7 protein-coding genes are annotated in these 22,837 nt (G+C 73.6%); 6 read left to right on the forward strand and 1 reads right to left on the reverse strand.

Annotated features, from left to right (window positions below):
- Positions 1 to 36: 36 nt before the first annotated feature.
- Positions 37 to 1,377: a DUF4921 family protein gene (locus AIF0345_RS01160; protein ID WP_285296886.1), complete on the reverse strand. Its 1,341-nt coding sequence runs from the start codon at positions 1,375 to 1,377 to the stop codon at positions 37 to 39.
- A 1,643-nt stretch (positions 1,378 to 3,020) separates the two neighbouring features.
- Here AIF0345_RS01160 and AIF0345_RS01165 point away from each other — a divergent pair.
- The 6 genes from AIF0345_RS01165 to AIF0345_RS01190 all read left to right on the forward strand — a co-directional run bounded on the left by AIF0345_RS01165 (position 3,021) and on the right by AIF0345_RS01190 (position 22,836).
- Positions 3,021 to 8,675: a DUF4011 domain-containing protein gene (locus tag AIF0345_RS01165; protein WP_285296887.1), complete on the forward strand. Its 5,655-nt coding sequence runs from the start codon at positions 3,021 to 3,023 to the stop codon at positions 8,673 to 8,675.
- Between the two features lie 644 nt (positions 8,676 to 9,319).
- A complete protein-coding gene (locus AIF0345_RS01170; protein ID WP_268917953.1) occupies positions 9,320 to 10,816 on the forward strand; it encodes a hypothetical protein in 1,497 nt (498 codons plus the stop codon).
- Between the two features lie 175 nt (positions 10,817 to 10,991).
- On the forward strand, positions 10,992 to 16,271 hold the full coding sequence (locus AIF0345_RS01175) for a DUF4011 domain-containing protein (protein WP_268917954.1): 5,280 nt from the start codon (positions 10,992 to 10,994) through the stop codon (positions 16,269 to 16,271).
- Positions 16,272 to 16,412: 141 nt separating this feature from the next.
- Positions 16,413 to 17,063, forward strand: a complete 651-nt coding sequence (locus AIF0345_RS01180; protein ID WP_268917955.1) for an SMI1/KNR4 family protein — start codon at positions 16,413 to 16,415, stop codon at positions 17,061 to 17,063.
- A gap of 262 nt (positions 17,064 to 17,325) precedes the next feature.
- Positions 17,326 to 19,044, forward strand: a complete 1,719-nt coding sequence (locus AIF0345_RS01185; protein ID WP_268917956.1) for a cation:proton antiporter — start codon at positions 17,326 to 17,328, stop codon at positions 19,042 to 19,044.
- A gap of 138 nt (positions 19,045 to 19,182) precedes the next feature.
- Positions 19,183 to 22,836: a DEAD/DEAH box helicase gene (locus tag AIF0345_RS01190; RefSeq protein ID WP_268917957.1), complete on the forward strand. Its 3,654-nt coding sequence runs from the start codon at positions 19,183 to 19,185 to the stop codon at positions 22,834 to 22,836.
- Position 22,837 lies beyond the last annotated feature (1 nt).

Here is a 22,837-nt window from a genome sequence, read left to right on the forward strand (position 1 = left end):
TGGCTGCGCTCGATCGCCTCCGCAGGAGGGCGGCCCCTACCGCCCCAGGACGGGGTTGTACAGCAGCCTATTGGGCTCGCGCGGACACTCCTCGCCCACCGCCATCGGCGCAATGAGGCGGTCGGCCCGCAGGTCCTCCAGACGGGCGACGACCCGGTCGCGCAGGGTCCACGGGTCGATGGTGTTGAGGTAGATCTTCGTGCCGCCCTCGAACCCGGCCAGGGTGGAGACCCGCCACTTGAGGGTGATGTGCCAGGGCATCGGCTGGTCGACGTCGATCGGCTTGTGGTGCCACTCCTCGTTGCTGGGCACGTCCACCCCCGTGGCCGCGTGCAGGGCGTGCACGAGGTCGGACACGGCGTCGATCTCCTCGCGGCTCATGAGCCAGGGCGCGCACGTGGCCGACGTCGAGTACACCTCCAGCGTGGGGTAGCGGTGCCCGAAGCCCGCGAAGGCGACCGCGTGGTCGTTGGAGGCCACCAGCAGCCCGCTGTAGGCGGCATAGTCCACCCCCATCTCGTTGTAGAGGTTCGGGTTGGCCCGCACCCGCTGGAGCTCCAGCGCGGCCGACACCCCCCGCTCGTCGATGCCGACCAGCTGCTTGTGCAGGTGGTCGAAGCTCGCCCCGGCGGGTCGCAGCCAGTTCTGGAAGACCGCCACGTAGCGCACCCACCGGTTCGCCCGGTACAGGTCCGACGTCGCCGCCACCGCCAGGCGCATGTAGGCGCGGTGCTCAGCGGGGGTCAGCGTGCCCGAGCCGGCCAGGCCGGTGGTGTCAACGGCGTCGTCGGTGAAGTGGCGCCGCGCGATAATGACGTCGTGCCCGCCGGCGAAGAAGGCGGCCAGGAACTGGTGGCGGGCGTCGTCGCCCATCGACTCCCACGACGCCGGGTCCTGCCCGGAGGCGCGCAGCTTGCTGCGGGCCACGCGCGCGACGTGGGCCGCGCCCGCCGGGTCGGCGAGGTAGGCCTCCATGCGCTCGCGGGCGGCGTCGGGGATCTCGTAGCCGTGGTTGGCGTTCCAGTAGTCGTAGGACAGGATCTCGAAGAGGTTGGGCACGCGGCGGAACTCGGCGACCGTGTCGAACAGGGCGCTCGCGGGCAGGTGGTCGATCTGCTCGAAGCCGTCGTCCGGGCGGGCGATCACGCGGCTCTTCTCCGGCGGCGTCTCGGTGTAGTGGGCAGGGCAGAAGGCGCAGGCGCGGGTGCGCTCGGCGGGGGTGAGGGTGTGGACCTCGGCGACCGGGTGGGAGATCGGCCGGTTGCCGCGGCCCGGGACGGTCCACACCTCCGTGCCGGTGAAGGGGCTGATCTGCTTGATGGTCCCGTCGGCCATGCGGGTTAGAGGCGCAGGGCCCGGTGAGTAGGGCATGAGCATGGGGACCATTATGTCGCGGACGACGATGTCGTGCGCAGTGTTCGGGGTCGCTGTCCGGGGCCGTGGGCTGGGGCCGCGGTCTGGGGCCGCGGTCTGGGGCCGCGGTCTGGGGCCGCGGTCTGGGGCGGCCGGGCGCCGGGGCGCGGTCTGGGGCGGCCGGGCGCCGGGGCGCGGCGGCTGTCGTCGGCGGGGCCGGGTGGGCGCGCCCGACATCATCGCCGGCTTGTCGCGTCTCGGCGCTGGACTCGGGCGTCCGGGTGCTGCGCCTGTTGCCGCCTCCTATTCCTCGTGGCCTCCTGCCGCCCTCTTCGCCGAGATCGATCGTGCTCCGGTCCGGGAGCGGGTCGAGGCGCCCGTCTGGTGCTCCGCCGCGGGCTGAGGCCCTTCAAAAAGGTGGCTCCTACGCACTTTTAAGGCGCTCGTCGGTCCTGGGCGCAGCGAAGATCGGCGTGATTCCGCGGTTCTGAGGCGGGGGTGAGGCGGGGGCTGGTGTTAAAAGTGCGTAGGAGCCACCTTTTCCCACTGTGCCACGCCACCTAGTCCCGGACTCGATCACTTTCTGGGGCGCGGCGCCCCGGGGGTTCGCCTGCAGCGCGACGGACCGCCGTCGACGTTGAGGACGCGGTCCGCCTGGCTCGTTCCCTCCTCCACGTCGCCGGAGTTGCTGGCTCCAGAGGGTGCCCGTCTATGTCCGGTCGCCGCGGTCGTACCTTTAGCGGACGACTTAACGGACGACCTCGATGCCCGAGGTGCGACCGCGAGGTGGCGGACTGGAGCGCGTCCGCCCGGCTCGCTGCTCAGCCCCGACCTCGCACCTCGTACGCGGCCGGAGCAGGCCGGGCACGGCCGCGGGAAAGATGAACGGTCCCGAGCCCGGTGCGCTGCTGGTGGGGCAGCGGCATCCGTCAGGCGTCCCGCCGGGCTCCTTGAACCGATCTCGACGCGGAACCGGACCGATCTCGGCGAGGGGGCTGCGGGAGCCCTGCGGCGAGATCAGGGTGCCGCAGGAAACGGGCTGCGTGCGGCGGAGGCGAGGGAGCGAATGAGACGAAAGGCCCGGTTGTGGTCGTGAATGCGAGGCCGCTCGAGACGGCAGTCCAGCAGCGCCGCTCATCTGATAGACACGGCCTGGGGGGCGGGCGCATAATTCTTGCGAGCCTCCTGATTGCCTCCAGGTGGCTCCCAAGGTTACACAACACCGAGGGTCCTGACGAGGCAGTCGGAACCCCGGCGTCGGTTGTGGTCGTGCGCACGAACCACACCACGTCGGGGTTCTGGTATGCGCCGAGACATCTCACGGGCCGCTCCCGACGAGTTCCCCGCCCGCTTCGCTCGCGCCCCGTCGGCGGGACCCGGGCCCTGACCCGGAGGCGACGACGCCCTGGACGCGGTGGACTCGGTGGACTCGGTGGACGCCATGCCCGTGGGCGGCACGGACTGCGCGCTGCCCATCGCCATGGCGGGATGATTGGTACTGCGAGGCGGCCCGGGGGGCCCGCTGCGCCCGGGCCGCCGCCGCGCCCTGCCACCGTCGCGGGGGCGTTGTAGCCTGCGCATGTCGGCTTCGCCCCAACCCGGCTGCAGCCGTCCTCCCACTCGAAGCGTCGAGGGGCAGACCCCGTCACATCCCGTAGCAGAACCTTATGAAGCTCAGCAATCGCGACCTCGTCCTCCGAGGACTCCTCGGCGTCCTGCCGACCCACCTGGAGCGCTACCTACGCAGCACCCTGGGCAGCCGCTGCACGCCCGAGAGGCTGCGTCTTCTCCTCGCGGACAGCGGCGACCTCTCGGATCTCCCCGACCTGGCCGACCTGTCCATCCAGATCCGAATCCTCACCGCTCGCGGCGCCGACGGGCGCTACCGCGTCACCCTGCCGCCCGGCCTGGGGAGCAAGCTGCACGAGGTCCGTCGTTTCCGCAACGAGGTGGTCCACGGCGGCGCCTTCGACACCGACAGGACCCTGGCCGCCCTGGTCGCGGTCAGTGAGACCCTCCGGCTCATCGGCGCCGAGCCCGGCCGCGCCGAGGTGCGCGAGCTCATCGCCGCCATCGACAGCGGTCGGGGCGCGGGCCGCACCCCGCTGGACGCCGTCGGGGTCGGGGTGGCCTGCGAGCCCGTGGTCAGCTACGCGCACGCGGTGGCGGGCGTCGCCCCCGAGGTCTCGGTTCGTCTGTCCCTCCCGGGGCGCGGCGCCGGCCCCGACCTGCCGGCCTCCGTCGACGGCCAGCAACGGCTGAGCCTGGTCTCCGGATCGCGCGGCGGCCAGGAGCCGCCGTCGGGGGTCCTGGAGGTGACGATCACCATCATTGAGGACGACGGCGGGCGCGAGGTCGCCGAGCCCTGGCACCTGGCGTGGGACACCTCCCACCCGGTGCTGACCGGCACTCGTGCCCTGGCGCTGGACCGGGAGAATCTGCTGCAGGTGGACCAGCCCGGGGCCGCCCACGTACGGGTCGAGCTGCGCGCCGCCGACGGCACGCAGTCCGTGCGCAGGCTGCCGGGGCTGACCGTGCTGCCCCCGCGGCAGTGGCGGCTCGCCGGGGCAGAGGGCTGGGCGAGCGCGGCGCTGGCGACCTTCGTCCAGCCCGACCAGGCCGCCGTCAAGGCCCTGACGGGCGAGGCGCTCGGCACTGCGAAGCACGACGGAGACGCCACCGGCCCCGACGCCCTCGCAACCGCGGCGTGCACCGCCCTGCGCGACCGCCGCCTCATGATCAGGGCCGCGAGCGGCCCCTGGCGGACCGGCTCCCACCCCGTCCGCACCGCCGCCGAGCTGCTGGACTCGCGCACCGGCACCGTCCTCGACGTCGCGGTCCTGCTCGCCGGGGTCCTGGACCGGCTGGGGACGGCCCCTGTTCTTCTGCTCACGCCCGAGACCATCCTCGTCGGCTACCGGCGGCGCGGGCGGGACGGGCGCGCACCGGCCTCCCCGCAGGAGGCCGCCGACCTCATCCGCCGCGGCGTCATGGGCATGATCGACCCGGACCTGGCGGTCGGCGCGGCGGTCGCCGTCCTCCACGAGCTGCCCGGCCGGGCGCGCGGCGTGGCGCTGGAGGCGCTGTCCGACCTGACCCTCGCCGTCCCGGTGGGCGTCGCTCGGCCCGGTGGCGCCGCCCCGCAGCCCCTGCTGGAGCGCGATGATGACGGCGTCGTCGCGCCGGCCTGCCCGGAGCCGCCCGACAACGAGCCCGCTCTCGACGACGACGGCCCCGCCGCCGAGCCTTCTGCCGCGCTGGAGGCCGGGCGGCCGCCCGCCGACGACGCGTCCGCTACCGGGTCGCCCGCCGAGGCCCCGGACGCCGCCGGGCCCTCGGGCTCGCCGGAGCCCGCCCCGCCCGCCGTCGAGGAGTGGAAGAGGAGCCTGCTCGACCTGTCTCGGCGCAACCCCCTCATCAGCCTTTCCGCGCGCGATACCGTCAAGCTGTGGGTACCGCCCGATCTCATCGGCCGGCTCGAGGACATCGTCAACGCCGGGGACCTGGTAGCCCTGCGCCCGGACCCGTACGGCGCCCCGAACCGCGCGTCTGCGAGCGCCGATGAGCGGGCCGCGCTGCTGACCGAGGAGCAGACGGTCTACGTCAACCTCTCCGGCAAGGAGTGCGGGCGACGCCTGCAGACCATGGCCGCCTCCGCCCGCACGGCCCTGGCGGAGACCGGGGCGAACAACCTCTACCTGACCATCGGCTCCCTCACGTGGCGCATTGACGGCGTCCAGGTGCGCTCCCCGCTCATTCTCATCCCCGTCAACCTGGCGCAGGAGGACGGACCCTATGTGATCAGCCTGGACGAGGCCGGGGCCTCGACCCCCAACCACTCCCTGCTGGCCCGCTTCAAGGCGAGTACCGGCATCGACCTGGTCGAGCTGCGCGAGCCGGTGCACGACGAGCACGGCATCGACGTCAAGGCCACCCTGGAGAGGGTGCGACGCCGGCTGCGCAGAGCGGGCCGTCGCGACACCGTCGAGCGGACCGTTCACCTGGGGCTGTTCGGGTACTCCACCTACCGCATGTGGCAGGACCTGGAGAAGGACTGGCGGACCATCGTCTCCAACCCGCTGGTCGGCCACCTCCTGGAGACCCCGAGCGGGGTCCCGGCGGCGTTTCCGGATCCGGCGGGCCCGGCGAGCGGTGCGGACGGTGAACCGGCGGAGGACGTCGACGAGGTCGTCGAGAGCCTGCCGCTGGACGCCGACTCCGACCAGGCGCGGGTGGTCGCCGACGCCGCGGCCGGGCGCAGCCTCGTGGTCGAGGGGCCGCCCGGGACCGGCAAGTCCCAGACTGTCGCGAACCTCATCTTCCGGGCCCTGGCACGAGGGCGGACTGTCATGTTCGTGGCGGAGAAGGCATCGGCGCTCGACGTCGTCGCCCGCCGCCTGCGAGAGGAGGCGGGCATCGGGGGCCTGCTGCTCAACCTCCACGACAATGGCATGAGGCCCGCCGCGGTCTACGAGGCGCTGCGGTGCGCGCTTGATCTGCGGGCGCCCGGGCCCGACGCGGCCGCCGAGGCGGACGAGCTGCGAGAACGGCTGGGCCGGCTGCGCGAGCGCCTGGGGGAGTACCGCGAGGGACTGCACGACCCGCGGGACGGCTTCTCCTACTACCGGGCGTGCCAGGAGCTCATTGAGGCGCGCGACGCCGAGACCGACGACAACGGGACGGCGCAGACGCGCGACGCCGAGAGTGACCAGGGCGAGGTCGAGCGGGCCCGCTCCGCCTTCGAGGCCCGGGCCCGCGAGACGGGTCTGGATGCCTTCGACCCGGCCGTCCACGCCCGGCTGCTCGCGGACTACCGGCGCACCCAGGAGCGGCTGCGCAAGGCCCTGACCCCCGAGCTGCTGGGCAGCGTTCTCTCCCGCCGCGAACGGATTCTGCGCGAGGCCGGCCCGCGCGCCGAGGAGCTGCGACGCGAGGTCCGCCGTCGCCGAGGGACCATGAATGTCCGGGAGCTGATCAGCTCCTGCTGGGACCTCGTGGTGGCCATCACCCCGTGCCTCCTGGTCTCCCCGGACTCGGTGGCCCGTTTCTTCCCGTCCGACCGCCGCTACGTGGACGTCGTCGTGTTCGACGAGGCCTCCCAGATCACGGTGGCCGGGGCCGTGGGGGCCATGGGGCGCGGGCAGTCGGTGGTCGTCGTCGGGGACCCCAAGCAGATGCCGCCCGCCACTGCTCCCGGCACGACCCGGGGCGGCGGCGACCTGGAGGGCGCAGGCCGCCGCGAGAACGGCTCGATCCTGGACCGCTGCCTGGCCGGCGGCGTGCCGAGCCGCCGCCTGACCTGGCACTACCGCAGCCGGGTGGAGTCGCTGATCGCCTTCTCCAACCGGCACTACTACGACGGCCGCCTGCTGACCTTCCCCAGCCCGCTGACCCTGGCCGCCCGGCCCTCCGACGACGGCCCCGGCGGCTACGGCGTCTCCCTGCGGCGCGTGGAGGGCGGCGCGTACCAGGGGGAGAGGGCGCGAGCCGGGCGGCCGGGGGTGCGGCCCAGCACGAACCCGGTCGAGGCGCACAGGGTCGTCGAGGAGGTGGTCCGCCGGTTCGAGGCGCATATGGGCGTGCCGTCGGTAGGGGTCATCACCTTCAACGCCCGTCAGCGCGACCTGATTGAGACTCTGTTGCGCAAGGAGATCGGCTCACAGGGTGTCGATGAGGCTTTGAGGGCGCGTGACGGACTGTTCGTGCGGAATCTGGAGAACGCGCAGGGCGAGGAGCGGGACGCGATCCTGTTCTCGCTGACCTTCTCGGCCAATGAGCGCGGCGATGTCCCGCTCGGCTTCGGCTCGCTCGGCCACGCCGGCGGGGAGCGTCGGCTCAATGTCGCCATCACCCGGGCGCGATGCCAGATCGTCCTCTTCTCCAGCTTCGACCCGGAGGACCTGCATGCCGAGCGCTCGGCCCACCAGGGGGTGAAGGACCTGCGCGCCTACCTGGAGCAGGCCCGCAGCGGGGATGCGCCGCGGGCGCTGCAGGCCTCCCGCAGCGCGGTGGACCTGCACCGCAACGAGATCGCCGAGCGGTTGCGCGAGGCGGGCCTGGCGGTGAGCGTCGGGGTGGGCCACTCGTCCTTCGAGATCGACCTCGTGCTCGCCGCCTCGGCGTGGGCCGGGAAGCCGGGGCAGGCCGGGAAGCCGGATCGGCCCAGGGTCGCCGTCCTTCTGGACGGGCCGGGCTGGGACCGGCGCGGGAGCGTCATGGACCGCGACCTGCTGCCGGTCGACGTCCTGAAGAGCATGGGGTGGGAGCGTATCGAGCGTGTCTGGACGCCCGAGTGGGTCGCCGACCCCGATGCCGTCGTCGCCCGGCTCGTCGAGGCCGCCGGCGGGACCCTCTCGACGCGGAAGGACCAGTCGCAGCGGCCGCAGGCCCCCGAGGCCGATGGGGACGGGCAGGCGCCGCCGGACTCGGACGCCGTGGCCGACGTCGGTGCCGCGGCTGCTCCGGCGCCCGCCTGCGAGGGGCTCACCGCAGCCCCCAGGGGCGGGCTCGCGGCGGCCTCTGCGGCGCCCGGGGACGGGCCCGCCGCGGCACCCGGTGCGCCCGCGGCACCCGATGCGCCGGATGGCACGGCGGTACTCGCCGCGCCGAGCGCGGCTGTGTCCTCGGCATCCACGGCGCCCGGTGCGCTCGCGGCCCCGAGCGCTTCGAGCGCGCCCACTGCGCCTGCCGAGCCCGCTGCGCCTGCCGAGCCTGTTGCGCCCACCGGTCCGGCCGGCCCATCGACGCCGGACACTGCCGTCCCCGACAGCTCGGCGGCACTGGCCGCCCCGACCGACTACCGCGAGTGGCGGCCCGAGGGGACGCACCCGCGCGATGTGCTCGACCGCGCGGAGAAGGACCCCGAGGCCAAGGCCCAGGTGATCGAGGTGGCCCGGGCCATCTGCGACGTCGAGTCCCCGCTGACCCGGCACCGGCTCGTTGTCAAGGTCTGCCGCACGTTCGGGCTGTCGCGAACAGCCAAGTCCCGGGAGGAGCGGGTGCGCCGCGTCCTGGGGGAGACATTCGCCTACATCGATGCGAACGACTTCGTGTGGCGGACCTACGACGCCTCGCTGCTCCCGGTGTCCTACCGCCGTGGCGCCCTGGACCATGTGGACGCCATCGAGGAGATCCACCCGCGCGAGCTGGTCGCGCTCATGGCCGACGTCCGGGCGCGGGCTCACGAATGGGACTCCGCCGATGAGCTGTACCAGCGGGCCCTGCGGCGGCTCAGTGCCAAGAGGCGCAGGCTGGGCGCGCGAGGCATCCTGCCCGCCCTGGAGACCGCCCTGAAGGAGGCCGAACAGGAGGGTGCCGAGTGAGAGGGCGTCGAGTGAGAGGGAACGCCCAGCGCGCTAGCGGGCCGGAGACGTCTCCGCCTCGCTGAATCGTCGAGATCGGTTCGGTTTCGGCTCGAGATCGGTTCGCGGGAGTGGGTGGGCTGGGCGCGGGTGCGCGGGTCGTCGTCCGGTCCGGTGGGCTCTTCGGGCTGGCTGCGGCGCGGAGGCGGCCCGGTCTCGGCGAAGGGGGTGCGGGGCCGGCTGCGGGTCGCCGTCGGTGTTGACGGCCCGCTCCGCCAGGACTCAGTCGTCTAGTGGTGCTGTGCGGTGGAAAAAAGGTGGCTCCCACGCACTTTTAAGGCGCTCAGCGGTCTTGGGTGCGGCGGGGATCGGCGTGATTCTGCGGTTCTGCGGCGAGGGCAGGGCGGGGGTCGGCGCTAAAAGTGCGTGGGAGCCACCTTTTCCGGTCAAGTTTTCCGGTCAAGGCCGACAACGACCCACGAGGCTGCACACGCCAGGCCCCGGCCCGTAAGCCATCAGACCCCACCCCATATGACCTGAACAAATCCCGACGAAGAGGGCGGCCCCGCGATCGCAATCGGGTGGGCCAGACGGCCCCATTGCACCGGCGCGGGGCATAGCCTGTGAGGCGGCGGGGCGGCCCGCCCGGGACCGAGGGAGTGATCATGCTTGCCTACCGCAGCACCTTCAGCGTCGGCGGGGCCTTTGAGCAGGTGGAGCCGGCCGTCCGCAGGGTCATGGTGGACTGGGCGGAGAGGAAGCACCGCAAGGAGCTCGGCCCCGACGGCCTCGGCGCTCTGGGCCCGGGCGGGTACCTTCAGCCGCACCCGCGGCTGGAGCTCCTCCTGGTGGACTCTCGCGAGCAGTCCGAGGACCAGATCTTCGGCTTCGTCGTCGTCGAGCGCGACGGCGAGGGCACCTGGACCAGCCAGGTCATGGCCGCCAGCGGGCCCCGGCTCGCGAGCCGCAGCCTCATCAGCGTCGAGATCGACTCGCCCGTCTCCCCGGACGACCCGCTGCGCCCCAGGAGCGCCGGAGTGCCCCGCTTCGTGCGGAGCATGCTCTGCCGGCTGGACTGCGACGACCACGGCATCCACCTCACCAACGACCCCGAGATCCTCCGGCCGCGGGACGTCCCCAGGCTCCGCAAGGAGCTGGGCGAGGAGGACCACCACGGACTCGTCCTCGTGGCCGGAACGGCCCCGGGCCTGCCGCTGGAGCAGTGGGCGGACTTCATCGGCGGTATTACGAGGGACACGGCCGCCCAGCCGGCGGTCCCAGCGGACGCCACCGGTCTGCACGCGCGGGTGGAGGAGCTGACATCCCTCCTGGCCGCCCGCAGCGAGGACCTGGACGGCGCGAAGGCGGAGCTGGCGGAGGCCCGGGACACGATCACCCTCCTGGAGCAGCGCGACAGCAAGCGCGAGCACGACGACGCCCTGCGCGAGGAGCTGCAGCGGCGCACCGAGGAGCGCGACGAGCTCGGCCTCGACTACGCGGTCGCCCTGGACGACAAGGACCGCGCCCTCAGCCGGGCGGAGATGCCGGAGAGGGAGGTTCAGCGCCTGCGCACCGCGCTGTCGTGCGCGGGCCGCGGCGAGGAGGCGTGGGCCGTCCCCGGTGAGGGGGCCGACCTCGCCCAGCCCTCGGGCTGGCCCGAGCTGGCGACCTGGGCGGCCAACGGGGAGCTCGCCAGGGCCCTGCCGTGGGTCGAGCTCACCTGCGACTGGGACCGGGCCCTCGACCTGGACGACCAGAACAACCTGTCCTGGATCGCGAAGACCTGGGACATTCTGCGCGCCCTCAACGACTACGGGCGGGCCCGGGCGGACGGGAGCGCGACGGTGCGCAACCTCCACGAGTACCTCGACTCGCCGCCGGACGGCTTCCGCACGGTCTCGCGCGGCCGGTACAGGCCCACCGAGTCGAAGACGGTCGCGAACCGGCCGCGCTACCGCAAGGAGCGGATGTTCCCGGCGCCCGAGCAGGTCCCCGGCCGCGACGGGGACGGGCGCGTGTACATGGACAAGCACTTCGTCATCGCCAGCGCGGGGATGGTCTCGCCCCGCCTCTACCTCTACGATGCGACGGACACCCCAGGCTACGGCAAGGTGGTCGTGGGATACATTGGTCGCCATCTTACCAATAACCAGACGAACTGATGGACCTGTCACCACTTCCACCCTCGGACCCGGCAAACATGTCGCACGGACGCTGTAGCCTTCGCATGTCGGCCACATCCCGCCCGGTCGTGGCCGTCCTCCGACAGCGCCCCGGACTCCGGTCCGGAGCGTCGAGGATGCAGGGCCGCCCCAGCAGATCCCATACCTGAACCTTATGAAGCTCAATAATCGCGATCTTGTCCTGCGCGGATTCCTCCGCATCCTGCCGACCCACCTGGAGCGCTACCTCCGCGCCGCTCTGGGCGACCGCTGCACGCTCGACACGCTGCGCCCCCTCCTCGCCGGCGACGGCCCGGTCCCGGAGTTCCCCGACCTGGCCAACCTGCCCACCCAGATCCGCATCCTGACCGCCCGCGACGAGGGCGGGCGCTACCGCCTGGACCTGCCGCCGGGGCTGGGGGACAGGCTGGGCGAGGTCGGCCGCCTGCGCGACGAGCTGGTCCGCGGCGGAGACTTCGACGCCGACAGGACCCTGGCCGCCCTCGCCGCGGCCGGCGAGGTCCTCGGACTCATCGGCGCCGAGCCCGGCCAGGCGGAGATACGCGAGCTCATCGCCGCCATCGACGGCGGCCAGGGCGCGGGCCGCACCCCGCTGGACGCCGTCGGGGTCGAGGTCGCCTGCGTGCCCGTGGTCAGCTACGCGCACGCGGTGGCGGGCGCCGCGCCCGAGGTCTCGATCCGCCTGTCCCTGCTGGGGCACGCCCCCAGCCCGGGCGCACACGCCTCCGGCCCGGGCGGCGGCGCCTTCAGCCCGGACGCGTCCGGCGACGACGGCCAGCAGCGGAAGATCCTGAGCTCCGGGGCGCGCAGCGGCCAGGAGCCGCCGTCGGGAACCCTGGAGGTGACGCTGACCATCATTGAGGACGACGGCGGGCGCGAGGTCGCCGAGCCCTGGCGCTTGACCTGGGACACCTCCCACCCGGTGCTGACCGACACCCGCGCCCTGGCGCTGGACCGAGGGAGCCTGCTCCAGGTGAGCCAGCCCGGCTCCGCCCACGTGCGGGTCGAGCTGCGCGCCGCCGACGGCTCGCAGTCCGTGCGCAGGCTGCCGGGGCTGACCGTGCTGCCCCCGCGCCAGTGGCGGCTCGCCGGGGGCGGGCGCTGGGCGGGCGCGGCGCTGGCGACCTTCGTCCAGCCCGACCAGACCGCCGTCGGAGACCTGGCGACCGAGGCGCGCCGCCTCGCGCCGCACGACGAGGGCGTCGCCCCCACTCCCGACGCCCTCGCCATGGCCGCATGCGCCGCCCTGCGCGACCGCCGCCTCATGATCAGGGCCGCGAGCGGCCCGTGGCAGGCCGGCTCCCACCCCATACGCACCGCCGCCGGGCTGCTCGAGGCGTGCACCGGCACCGTCCTCGACGTCGCGATCCTGCTGGCCGGGGTCCTGGAGCGCCTGGGCGTGGCTCCCGTCATCCTGCTCGCCCCCCGTGCCGTCTTCCTCGGCTACCGCAGGGACCACGAGACCCACGAGGGTCACGAGGGTCACGAGGGCACAGACGGCGGGTCGCACGTCTCCGCGCAGGAGGCCGCCGACCTCATCCGCCGCGGCGTCATGGGCATGATCGACCCGGACCTGGCGGTCGGCGCGGCGGTCGCCGTCCTCCACGAGCTGCCTGACACGGTGCGCAGCGTCGCGCTGGAGACGCTGCCCGACCTGACCCTCGCCGTCCCCGTGGACGTCGCCCGGGCCGATGGCGCCGCCCCGCAGCCCCTGCTGGACCGCGACGATGACGACGTCGTCGTCGAGCTTGTCGCGCCGGCCCGCCCGGAGGCGCGCGACGGCGGCGGGCCCGCGGCCCCGGACGCCGACCGGCCGTCCGCCGATGGCGAGTCCGCCCCGCCCGCCGCCGAGGCCCTCCCCGCCCCACCCGCCGTCGAGGAGTGGAAGAGGAACCTGCTCGACCTGTCTCGGCGCAACCCCCTCATCAACCGCCCGCTGCGCGATGTCGTGGAGCTGATGGTGGAGCCCGACCTCCTCGGCCGGCTCGAGGACATTGTCAACGCCGGGGACCTGGTGACCCTGCGCCCGGACCCCTACAGCGCCGCGGATGCCGAGGAGCGGGCCGCGCTGCTGACCGAGCAGCGGGAGGTCCACGTCAACCTCTCCGGCAAGGAGTGCGCGCAGCGCCTGCGGGCCATGGCCGCCTCCGCCCGCACGACCCTGGTGGAGACCGGGGCGAACAACCTCTACCTGACCATCGGCTCCCTCACGTGGTGCATCGACGGCTACTGGGTGCGCTCACCGCTCATCCTCATCCCCGTCAACCTGGAGCAGGCCGACGAGGAGACCTACGGGATCGTCCTGGACGAGGCCGAGGCCTCGACCCCCAACCACTCCCTGCTGGCCCGCTTCAAGGCCGACACCGGCATCGACCTGGTCGAGCTGCGCGCGCCCGTGCGCGACGGGCACGGCATCGACATCAAGGCCACCCTGGAGAGCCTGCGTCACCGGCTGCGCGCGTCGGGCCGCCGCGGCGTCGTCGTCGAGCCCTCCGTGTGCCTGGGCATGTTCCGCTTCTCCACCTACCGGATGCGCCAGGACCTGGAGGAGGACTGGCCGACCATCACCTCCAACCCGCTGGTCGGCCACCTCCTGAAGGCCCCTGGCTCCATCTTCGTGGAGCCGGCGCGGGACGAGCCCGTGGGGGACAACGACGAGGTCGCCCAGAACCTGCCGCTGGTCGCCGACTCCGACCAGGCACGGGTGGTCGCCGACGCCATGGCCGGGCGCAGCCTCGTGGTCGAGGGGCCGCCCGGGACCGGCAAGTCCCAGACCGTCGCCAACCTCATCTTCCGGGCCCTGGCCATGGGGAAGACCGTCATGTTCGCGGCGGAGAAGGCCACGACGCTCGACGTCGTCGCCCGCCGCCTGCGCGACGAGGCGGGCATCGGGGACCTGCTGCTCAACCTCCACGACAACAGCATGAAGCCGGCCGAGATCTACCGGGACCTGCGGCGCGCGCTCGATCTGCGGGCGCCCGGGCCCGACGCGGCCGCCGACGACCCTGATGCGCTGCGCCGGGAGCTGTCCGGCCTCCGGACGCGCCTGGGGGAGTACCGAGAGGGGCTGCACGCGCCGCGGGACGGCTTCTCCTACTACCGGGCGCGCCGGGCGCTGATCCAGGCACGCGATGCCGAGAGCGACCAGGGCGAGGTCGAGCGGGCCCGCTCCGCCTTCGAGGCCCGGGCCCGCGAGACGGGTCTGGATGCCTTCGACCCGGCCGTCCACGCCCGGCTGCTCGCGGACTACCGGCGCACCCAGGAGCGGCTGCGCAAGGCCCTGACCCCCGAGCTGCTGGACGTCGTCCTCTCCCGCCGCGACCGGATTCTGCGCGAGGCCGGCCCGCGCACCGAGGAGCTGCGACGCGAGCTCAACCGCCGCCGAGGGACCCTGAACGTGCGGGGCCTGATCGACTCCTACTGGGACCTCGTGGTGGCCATCACCCCGTGCCTCCTGGTCTCCCCGGACTCGGCCGCGCGCTTCTTCCCGTCCGACCGCCGCTACGTGGACGTCGTCGTGTTCGACGAGGCCTCCCAGATCACGGTGGCCGGGGCCGTGGGGGCCATGGGGCGCGGGCAGTCGGTGGTCGTCGTCGGGGACCCCAAGCAGATGCCGCCCGCCCCCGTGCCGGGCGCCTCCAGGTCCGGCGAGGACCTGGAGGGCGCGGACCGCCGCGAGAGCGGCTCGATCCTGGACCGCTGCCTGAGCGGCGGCGTGCCGAGCCGCCGCCTGACCTGGCACTACCGCAGCCGGGTGGAGTCGCTGATCGCCTTCTCCAACCGGCACTACTACGACGGCCGCCTGCTGTCCTTCCCCAGCCCGCTGGCCATGTCCGGCCGGGCCGACGACAGCCCCGGCGGCTACGGCATCTGCCTGCGGCGCGTGGAGGGCGGCGCGTACTACGGGGACAAGGTGCGGGTCGAGCGGCCGGGGGTGCGGCCCAGCACGAACCCGGTCGAGGCGCACAGGGTCGTCGAGGAGGTGGTCCAGCGGTTCGAGGCGCACCCCGACGGCCCCCCGTCGCTGGGGGTCATCACCTTCAACAGCCACCAGCGCAGCCTCATCGAGGAGCTGCTGCGCAAGGAGCTCGGCGCGGAGCGCGTCGCCGCGGCGCTGGAGGCGACCGATGGCCTGCTCGTGCGGAGCCTGGAGAACGCGCAGGGCGAGGAGCGGGACGCGATCCTGTTCTCGCTGACCTTCTCGGCCAATGAGCGCGGCGACGTCCCGCTCAGCTTTGGCTCGCTCGGCCACGCCGGCGGGGAGCGGCGCCTCAATGTCGCCATCACCCGGGCGCGGCGCCAGATCGTGGTGTTCGCGAGCTTCGACCCGGAGGACCTGCACGTCGAGCGCTCGGCCCACCAGGGGCTGCGCGACCTGCGCGCCTACCTGGAGCAGGCCCGCGACGGCGGTGCGCCGCGGGCGCTGCCGGCCTCCCACAGCGCGGTGGACCTGCACCGCAACGAGATCGCCGAGCGGCTGCGCGAGGCGGGCCTGGCGGTGAGCGTCGGGGTGGGCCACTCGTCCTTCGAGATCGACCTCGTGCTCGCCGCCCCGGGGGCCGGCCAGCCGGGGCAGGCCGGGAAGCCGGATCGGCCCAGGGTCGCCGTCCTTCTGGACGGGCCGGGATGGGACGGGCGCAGGAGCACGACGGACCGCGACCTGCTGCCGGTCGACGTCCTGGGCAACATGGGGTGGGAGCGTATCGAGCGCGTCTGGACGCCCGAGTGGGTCGCCGACCCCGACGCCGTCGTCGCCCGGCTCGTCGAGGCCGCCGGGGGGCCGTTCCCGCTCCAGGAGCCGTCTGCGCAGACACCGGAGGCCTCGGAGACGCCGGAGGGGGCGCCGACGCCGGAGGGCGCCGTCGCGGCCGCACCGCTCGGCCCGGCCGGCTACCGCCAGTGGCGGCCCCAGCGCGAGCTCCCGACGGAGATCCTGGACCGCGCGGCCAACAATGATGAGGGGGCGCGGGCCCTGGTCGTCGAGGTGGCGCGGAGCATCTGCGACGTCGAGTCGCCGATCGCCCGGCACCGGCTCATTATGAAGGTCTGCGGCGCCTTCGGCCTGCCGCGGCCCAATGCCGCGCAGGAGGCCCGGGTGCGCGGCCTCCTGGGGGACTCCTTCGCCTACATCGACGAGTACGACTTCGTGTGGCGGAGCCGGGATGCGATGCAGGTGGCGGCGCCCTACCGTCTCAAGGCCCTGGACCATGTGGGCTCCATTGCCGAGATCCACCCGCGCGAGCTGGTCGCGCTCATGGCCGACGTCCGCGCCACCAGCCCCGAGTGGTCGTCGCCCGATGAGCTGTACCAGCGGGCGCTGCGGCGGCTCAGCACCCGGAGGTGGAAGTGGAGGCTGAGCACCCGCGGCATCCTGCCCGCCCTCGAGGCCGCCCTGAAGGAGGCCGAGCGGCAGGACGCGGGCGGCAGGATCTGACGGACGGCGCCGGCGGGCGGCTGCCCGGGAGCGCCGGGCGGTTCGTCCGGCCGGAACGTGGCGAGCTGCCGCTGGCGCCGGCCGCGCTGCCGGCACCGCCAGGCCCGGCGCCTTCCAGCAGAGGCGTCTGTATCATGGCCCATGAGTCTCGACGACGACCTTCAGCGCGTGGCCAGCAAGATCGCGAGCCCGCCGCCCGGGGGCGCCGGACACCCCTTCCGCAATGAGGTCACATGGCGGCCTCCGCTGGACGAGGGACGGGTGGCCGCCTACGAGCACGAGTGGGGAATTACGCTTCCCGCGGACTACCGCGCCTTCATCACCCGCGTCGCGGGCTCCGGCGACCAGCCCTTCTACGGGCTGTGCGAGCTCGGCGCCCCGGACACGGACGGCGACTTCGGTGGCCTTGACGACCTCGACCCGAGCGCGCCCTTCCCCTACACCTTCGCCCGCCCCCTGGTCTGCGACCCCGCGGACGAGGGCCCCTACTGGGAGGACCTCGAACGCGGCGAGGTCGACCGCGGATGGATCCCCCTGTGCACGGAGGGCTGCGGGATGAACGCGATCCTGGTGGTCGCGGCCGTCGATCCCGAGGTGGTCGGGACCGTGTGGTACTTCGACCTCGCCAACGACTGCGGCATTCTCCCGCTCGTCCACCCCACGACCCGCGAACCACTGCGCTTCCTGGACTGGCTCGAGCTCTGCCTCGCCCCCCAGGCCGACGACGAGGGCGGCCCCGCCCTGATCGAGCTGGTCCCCGCCGAGCTCTTCCCGACCTTCCCGGAGCCCTGAGCGCGCCGGCGCACCCCGCCGCCGCTACGCGTCGCCCCGCGCTGCGCCCGTCCCTCGCGCCCATCCCGTCGAGATAGACATTGTCGTACGAGGTAGACGGTGACACCGTCTACCTCGTACGACAATGTCTATCTCGACGCACGGGGGCATCACAGGGGCAGCACGGCGGCGCCGGCGCGCCCCGCCGTCGGGCCCTGGGTATCATCCCCACCGCCGGCCGCTACTGGTCGCCGAGTCCCTGTCGCCGAGGAAAGGAGCGGACGTGAGCGCGGTCTTCGTCTCCCTGCTGTGCATTGTGGCGGTCTCCTTCATCGCCCCACTCATCTCCTGGAGCGTCCCTAAGCGCCTGCTGCCCGAGACCGTGCTGCTCATCGCCGGCGGCGTCCTCATCGGCCCCAGCGGCCTCGGCATCGCCCACGAGGGCCAGGACATCGCCTTCCTCAAGGAGCTCGGCGTCGCCTTCCTCTTCCTCATGGCGGGCTACGAGATCGACGTCAACGAGCTGCGCGGCTCCGGCGGCCGCCACGCCATGGTCGCCTGGGCCGGCTCGCTCGGCCTGGCCTTCGCGGCGGTCGCCGCCGTCGGCGTGTCCGGCGGGGTCTTCTCCGCCAACGGCATCGCCATTGCCATCGCCATGACCTCCACGGCCATCGGCACGATCCTGCCGATCCTGCGCGAGCGGGGGCTGCTGCCCACGGCGGTGGGCGCGGCCATCCTCAACCACGGCGCCGTCGGCGAGGTCGGCCCCGTCATCCTCATGGCGCTCCTGCTGGGGTCGCGCTCGACCTGGGCGAGCCTGGCGATCCTCCTGGTCTTCGGCGCCGTCACCTTCCTCATCGTGCGCTTCACCGACCGGGTGCGCCGCGCCGGCCGCCGCCTCATCGAGGTGATCCGCCTGGGCGGCACGACGACGGCGCAGACCACCGTGCGCATCACGGTCCTGCTGCTGGTGGGCCTGTGCACGCTCGCGGAGGTCTTCGACCTCGACGTCGTCCTGGGGGCATTCGCCGCCGGATTCATCCTGCGCTACGCCCTGCCCGACGGCAACCGCCAGTTCGAGGAGAAGCTCGACGGGCTCGCCTATGGCTTCTTCATCCCGATCTTCTTCGTCGTCTCCGGCATGGGTATCGAGCTGACCATGTCGGAGCAGTCGCTGGCGACCATCGGCGCCTTCCTCCTCATGCTCGTGCTCGTGCGGGGCCTGCCCGTGTGGGTCGCCTCCCGCCTGGAGCGGCGCCGCAACGGCTCGCGCGCCTACTCCATGCGCCAGTCCCTGCAGATCGCCGTCTACTCCACCACCGCCCTGCCGATCATCGTGGCGGTCACCCAGGTGGCGGTGAGCGCCGACGCCATGAGCTCCTCCTTCGCCTCCACGCTCGTGCTGGCGGGCGCCGTCAGCGTGCTGGTCATGCCCACCCTCGGGCTGGCCCTGTCCTCCGAGGACGATCACGCCCCCGCCGTCGAGGCCCTCGCCGTCGTCCAGGGGCCGCGCGAGCGGCACGGGCACGGCCTGATCGAGGCCTCGGGCGACACCGGCGAGATGCTTGTCAGCGAGCCGCGCCGGCCCGCCGGGCTGGGGCCGCGTCCGGCCGACGACGGCGCCGCGCGGCCAGCCGGTTCCGCGGCGCCGGCTGCCGGTCCTGCGGGCCCGTCCCCCACCGACTCGCCGTCGACGCCCGTCAACGGCCTGCCGCGCCGCGGCCGCGACATCCTCTTCCACCACCACGGCCTGTCGGAGTCGGAGGCGCGCCGTCTGGCCGAGCGCCTGAAGCAGATCGAGGCGGAGCGGTCGAACTGGCGCCAGCAGATGCGCCGCCAGCTCAGGCTCGAGCGCGAGGAGGCCCGCCAGCGCCGTGCCGTGCTGTGGGCGCAGGACCGCGCTCAGCGGCGTCGTGAGCGCGAACAGCTGCGCGAGCTGCGCCAGGAGGCTCGCCGCGGGGGAACGGGCGGCGATGCGGATGGCAGTGCGGGCGAGGAGTAGGCGAAGGCCGACCGAAGGACCGGGACGGGTGGCGCGGTCTTGAGACGGGGTGACCGCCCCGCTGCGGGCCCCGCCCGGGCGACGCGCCCCGCCCGACCGGCGTCGCGGCGTGTCGCACCCTGCCCGTAAGGTCCCCCTATGGCCCGAGACATCACTTCCGACGACTGGCCCGCCCGCGTGACCGACGCCCAGATCTCCGCGAAGACGGGCTCGGCCGCCTTCGGGCGCGGGCGCAGGTATGCGGAGACGCGCCGGGTCTCCAACCTCTCGGTGTCGGGCAACGGCGAGATCGTCGCCGCCGAGGTCCGCGGCTCGCGGGGCCAGGTCTACCAGACCATGGTCTTCTCCAAGTCGAGGGGTGAGCACATCGACTGGCGGGGGAGCTGCTCGTGCCCCGTGGGGAGCAGCTGCAAGCACACGGTGGCCCTGATCCTGACCGCCCGGCGCCGGGCCACCGCCGCCGACGCCCTGCCGGGGGACGCGGACTGGGAGCGCCGCCTGACCTATATGCTGCGCACCCGGAAGACCTCGCGGCGCGCGGTCGCGATCGAGATCTCCGCGCAGGACTCCGGCGGCTACCGGACCGGACGGCTGGGCCTGCTCCCGCTGCTCGCGGGCAAGCGCGGGTGGGTCAAGCAGGGTATCTCCTGGAGAGCCGTCTTCAGCGGGGACCTGGAGGGGCGGGTCGCCCCCGAGGCCCTGGACTGCCTGGAGGACCTGGCGTCCATGGACCCCGACGGCTACTTCTACTACAGCGACTCCCGCATCCCCCTGGAGGCGATGCCCGCCCGCGTGTGGGACGTCCTGCGCCGCGGCGTGAAGGCCGGCGTCACGCTGACCACGGCGCAGCGGGGCGGCAACGAGGTGAGGATCCTGCGCGGCCTGCGCGTGGGCGTCGGCGTCAGGCGCCACGAGGACGGCACCGCCCGCATCTCGCCCTCGATCGACCTGTCAGGGGTCGAGGGGCTCGCCACCGGGGAGGGCCGCGCCCCCGAGCCCCGCCCGCTGGGCGACCCGACCCACGGCTATGCCCTGACCGGGAACGACGGCGTCCTCAACCTCATGCCGCTGGACCCGCTGCCCGGCGAGGTCCTGGCCGGGATCCTGAGGCGCAACGAGCGCCTCACGATCCCGGCCGCCGACGTGGAGCGCTTCGAGAGCAAGCACCTGGGCAGGCTCGCGGCCGCCGTCCCGATCATCGACCTGGATCCTGCGATGCACCTGCCGGAGACGGGCGAGCCCGTCGCCGTGCTGCACGTCGGCGTGGACGCCGCCAGGCACCGCGCCGAGACTGCCTGGTCCATCCGGTACGTGACGTCGAGCGGCGGGAACCGGGGCGAGGCGGCCGTTGATGACCTCACGGAGGTGCTTGACGGCCCGGGGCCCCTGGAGTGGTCGCAGTGGGCCGGCGCGCCCGGGGCCGTCTCGCCGCGGTCCGCGGCGTCCTCCGGGGCCGCCGGAACCGCCGGAGCCGTTCCGCCCTCCGGGACCGCCGCGCCCGCCATGCGCGACCACGCCGCCGAGGACCGCCTGGTGCGCCGCATCGTCAACGAGTGCCTGCCCCTGGCGCAGGCGCACGGGCCCCTGTGGCAGCGCAGGGTCTTCGAGGGGATGGCCACCGCCAGGCTCGTCGCGCAGGCCCTGCCCGTGCTGGAGCAGGTCGACGGCGTCGTCGTGGAGGTGGCGGGCGAGGTGCCCGACTACCACGAGGCCGAGGAGGCCCCGCTCATCACCACTGACGTCGCCGAGGACGGCGAGCGGCTCGACTGGTTCTCCCTGCAGGTGCGCGTCAGGGTCGGGCAGGAGGATGTCCCCGTCGACCGTCTCATGACGGCGGTCGCCACGGGCGCCGAGGAGGTCCTGCTCGACTCCGGCAGGTGGGTGAGCCTGGCGGACCGGCCCGAGATCGTGCGCCTGGCCCGGCTCATGGAGGAGGGCCGCGACCTGCGCGACCCGGAGGCGCGCAGCGCCGGGGACCTGTCTGTCACCCCGTTCCAGGCGGGGCTGTACGCCGAGCTCGTCAGGCTCGGCGTCGTCGGGGAGGCGACGCGGCGCTGGCGTGAGGGCGTCGAGCGGCTGCTGGCGGTGGCGGCCGCCGCCGAGGCGGGCGTCGGCGGTGTCGGGAGCGGCGCGGCGGGAGCCGGCGCCGAGCCGGGATCCGACGGCGGGGCTGAGCCGGGGGCCGGGGCCGCCTCCGCCCTCGACGTGCCCGTGCCGGCCGGACTGCGCGCCACCCTGCGCCCCTACCAGCTCGACGGCTACCGGTGGCTCGCGCTGCTGCAGTCCACCGGGCTCGGAGGGGTGCTGGCCGACGACATGGGCCTGGGCAAGACGGTCCAGGTGCTCGCCGTCGTGCAGCGAATGATGGAGGGCAGGGCCGCCGGGTCTGAGGCGCCCGCCGGCCCCGCGGACTCCGGCGGTTCCGCGGCCTCCGCGGCCTCCGTCGTCGTTCCCGAGGAGAGCGGGCCGGTGCTGGTGGTGGCGCCCACGAGCGTCGTGGGCGCCTGGGTGGAGCAGGCCGCGCGCTTCTGCCCCGAGCTGCGGGTGCGAGCCGTCACCCGCACCCGCGCCAAGCGCGACGAGGAGCTGGGCGAGATCGTGGCCGACGCCGACATGGTGGTCACCAGCTACACGATCGCGCGGCTCGAGGAGGAGGACTTCAGCGGCGTCGACTGGTCGTGGGTCGTGCTCGACGAGGCCCAGTTCGTCAAGAACCACACCGCCGTCACCTACAAGGCGGTCCGGAGCCTGCGCACGCCGTCGACCGTCGCCATCACCGGTACGCCGCTGGAGAACTCGCTCATGGACCTGTGGAGCCTGCTGTCGATCACGGCGCCCGGTCTGCTGCCCGGGCCCGACCGCTTCGCCAGGGTCTACCGGCGCCCCGTCGAGCACGGGGACGACGACGCCCTGGCGGCGCTGCGCGCACGGATCCGGCCCTTCCTGCTGCGCCGCACCAAGGAGGACGTCGCCGCCGACCTGCCGGACAAGAGCGAGCAGATCCTGTCCGTCGAGCTGGGGGCGGGGCACCGGCGCGCCTACGACCGGCGGCTTTCCCGCGAGCGGCAGAAGGTCCTGGGCCTGCTGGAGGAGGACACGGCGCAGGCGCGGTTCACCGCTCTGAAGTCCCTGACGATCCTGCGCCAGATGGCGCTCGACCCGGCGCTGGTGGAGGCGCCGAGGGGCGGCGCCGGGTCCCGCCGGGTCAGCGGGGGCGGCCGCAGGCGCAGGCCGACGGCGAAGGTCGAGGTGCTGCTGGAGACGCTGCGCCCGGTCGTCGCCGAGGGGCACAGGGCGCTGGTCTTCAGCCAGTTCACGCGCTACCTCACCGGGGTGCGCGAGGCGCTGGAGGCCGACGGGATGCGCACCGCCTACCTCGACGGGACGACCACGAACCGGCAGGAGGTTATCGACGCCTTCCGCGTCGGGCGGGCCGACGTCTTCCTCATCTCGCTCAAGGCCGGCGGCTTCGGTCTGACTCTGACGGAGGCCGACTACGTCTTCCTGCTCGATCCGTGGTGGAACCCGCAGGCCGAGGAGCAGGCGGTCGATCGTACGCACCGCATCGGCCAGGACAAGTCGGTCATGGTCTACCGGCTCGTGTCCGCCGGGACCATCGAGGAGAAGGTGATGGCCCTCAAGGAGAAGAAGGCCGAGCTCTTCGACCGCGTGGTCGAGGGCTCCGCGGACGACGCCGGGGGTCCTGGAGTTCCTGGGGGCGCCGGGGCGGGCGGCGCGAGCCGGGCCCGGCTCACCGCCCAGGAGATCCGCGAGCTCATCGGCGGAGCCTGAG

Origin of the sequence: Actinomyces israelii, from assembly GCF_030253495.1 — a bacterium.
Lineage (GTDB): Bacteria > Actinomycetota > Actinomycetes > Actinomycetales > Actinomycetaceae > Actinomyces > Actinomyces israelii.

Excerpts from the sequence above, each read along its gene's own strand:
- AIF0345_RS01160 (WP_285296886.1), bottom strand. The coding sequence starts at position 1,377 with ATGCTCATGCCCTACTCACCGGGCCCTGCGCCTCTAACCCGCATGGCC.
- AIF0345_RS01180 (WP_268917955.1), top strand. The coding sequence starts at position 16,413 with ATGAGTCTCGACGACGACCTTCAGCGCGTGGCCAGCAAGATCGCGAGC.
- AIF0345_RS01175 (WP_268917954.1), top strand. The coding sequence starts at position 10,992 with ATGAAGCTCAATAATCGCGATCTTGTCCTGCGCGGATTCCTCCGCATC.
- AIF0345_RS01170 (WP_268917953.1), top strand. The coding sequence starts at position 9,320 with ATGCTTGCCTACCGCAGCACCTTCAGCGTCGGCGGGGCCTTTGAGCAG.
- AIF0345_RS01190 (WP_268917957.1), top strand. The coding sequence starts at position 19,183 with ATGGCCCGAGACATCACTTCCGACGACTGGCCCGCCCGCGTGACCGAC.
- AIF0345_RS01165 (WP_285296887.1), top strand. The coding sequence starts at position 3,021 with ATGAAGCTCAGCAATCGCGACCTCGTCCTCCGAGGACTCCTCGGCGTC.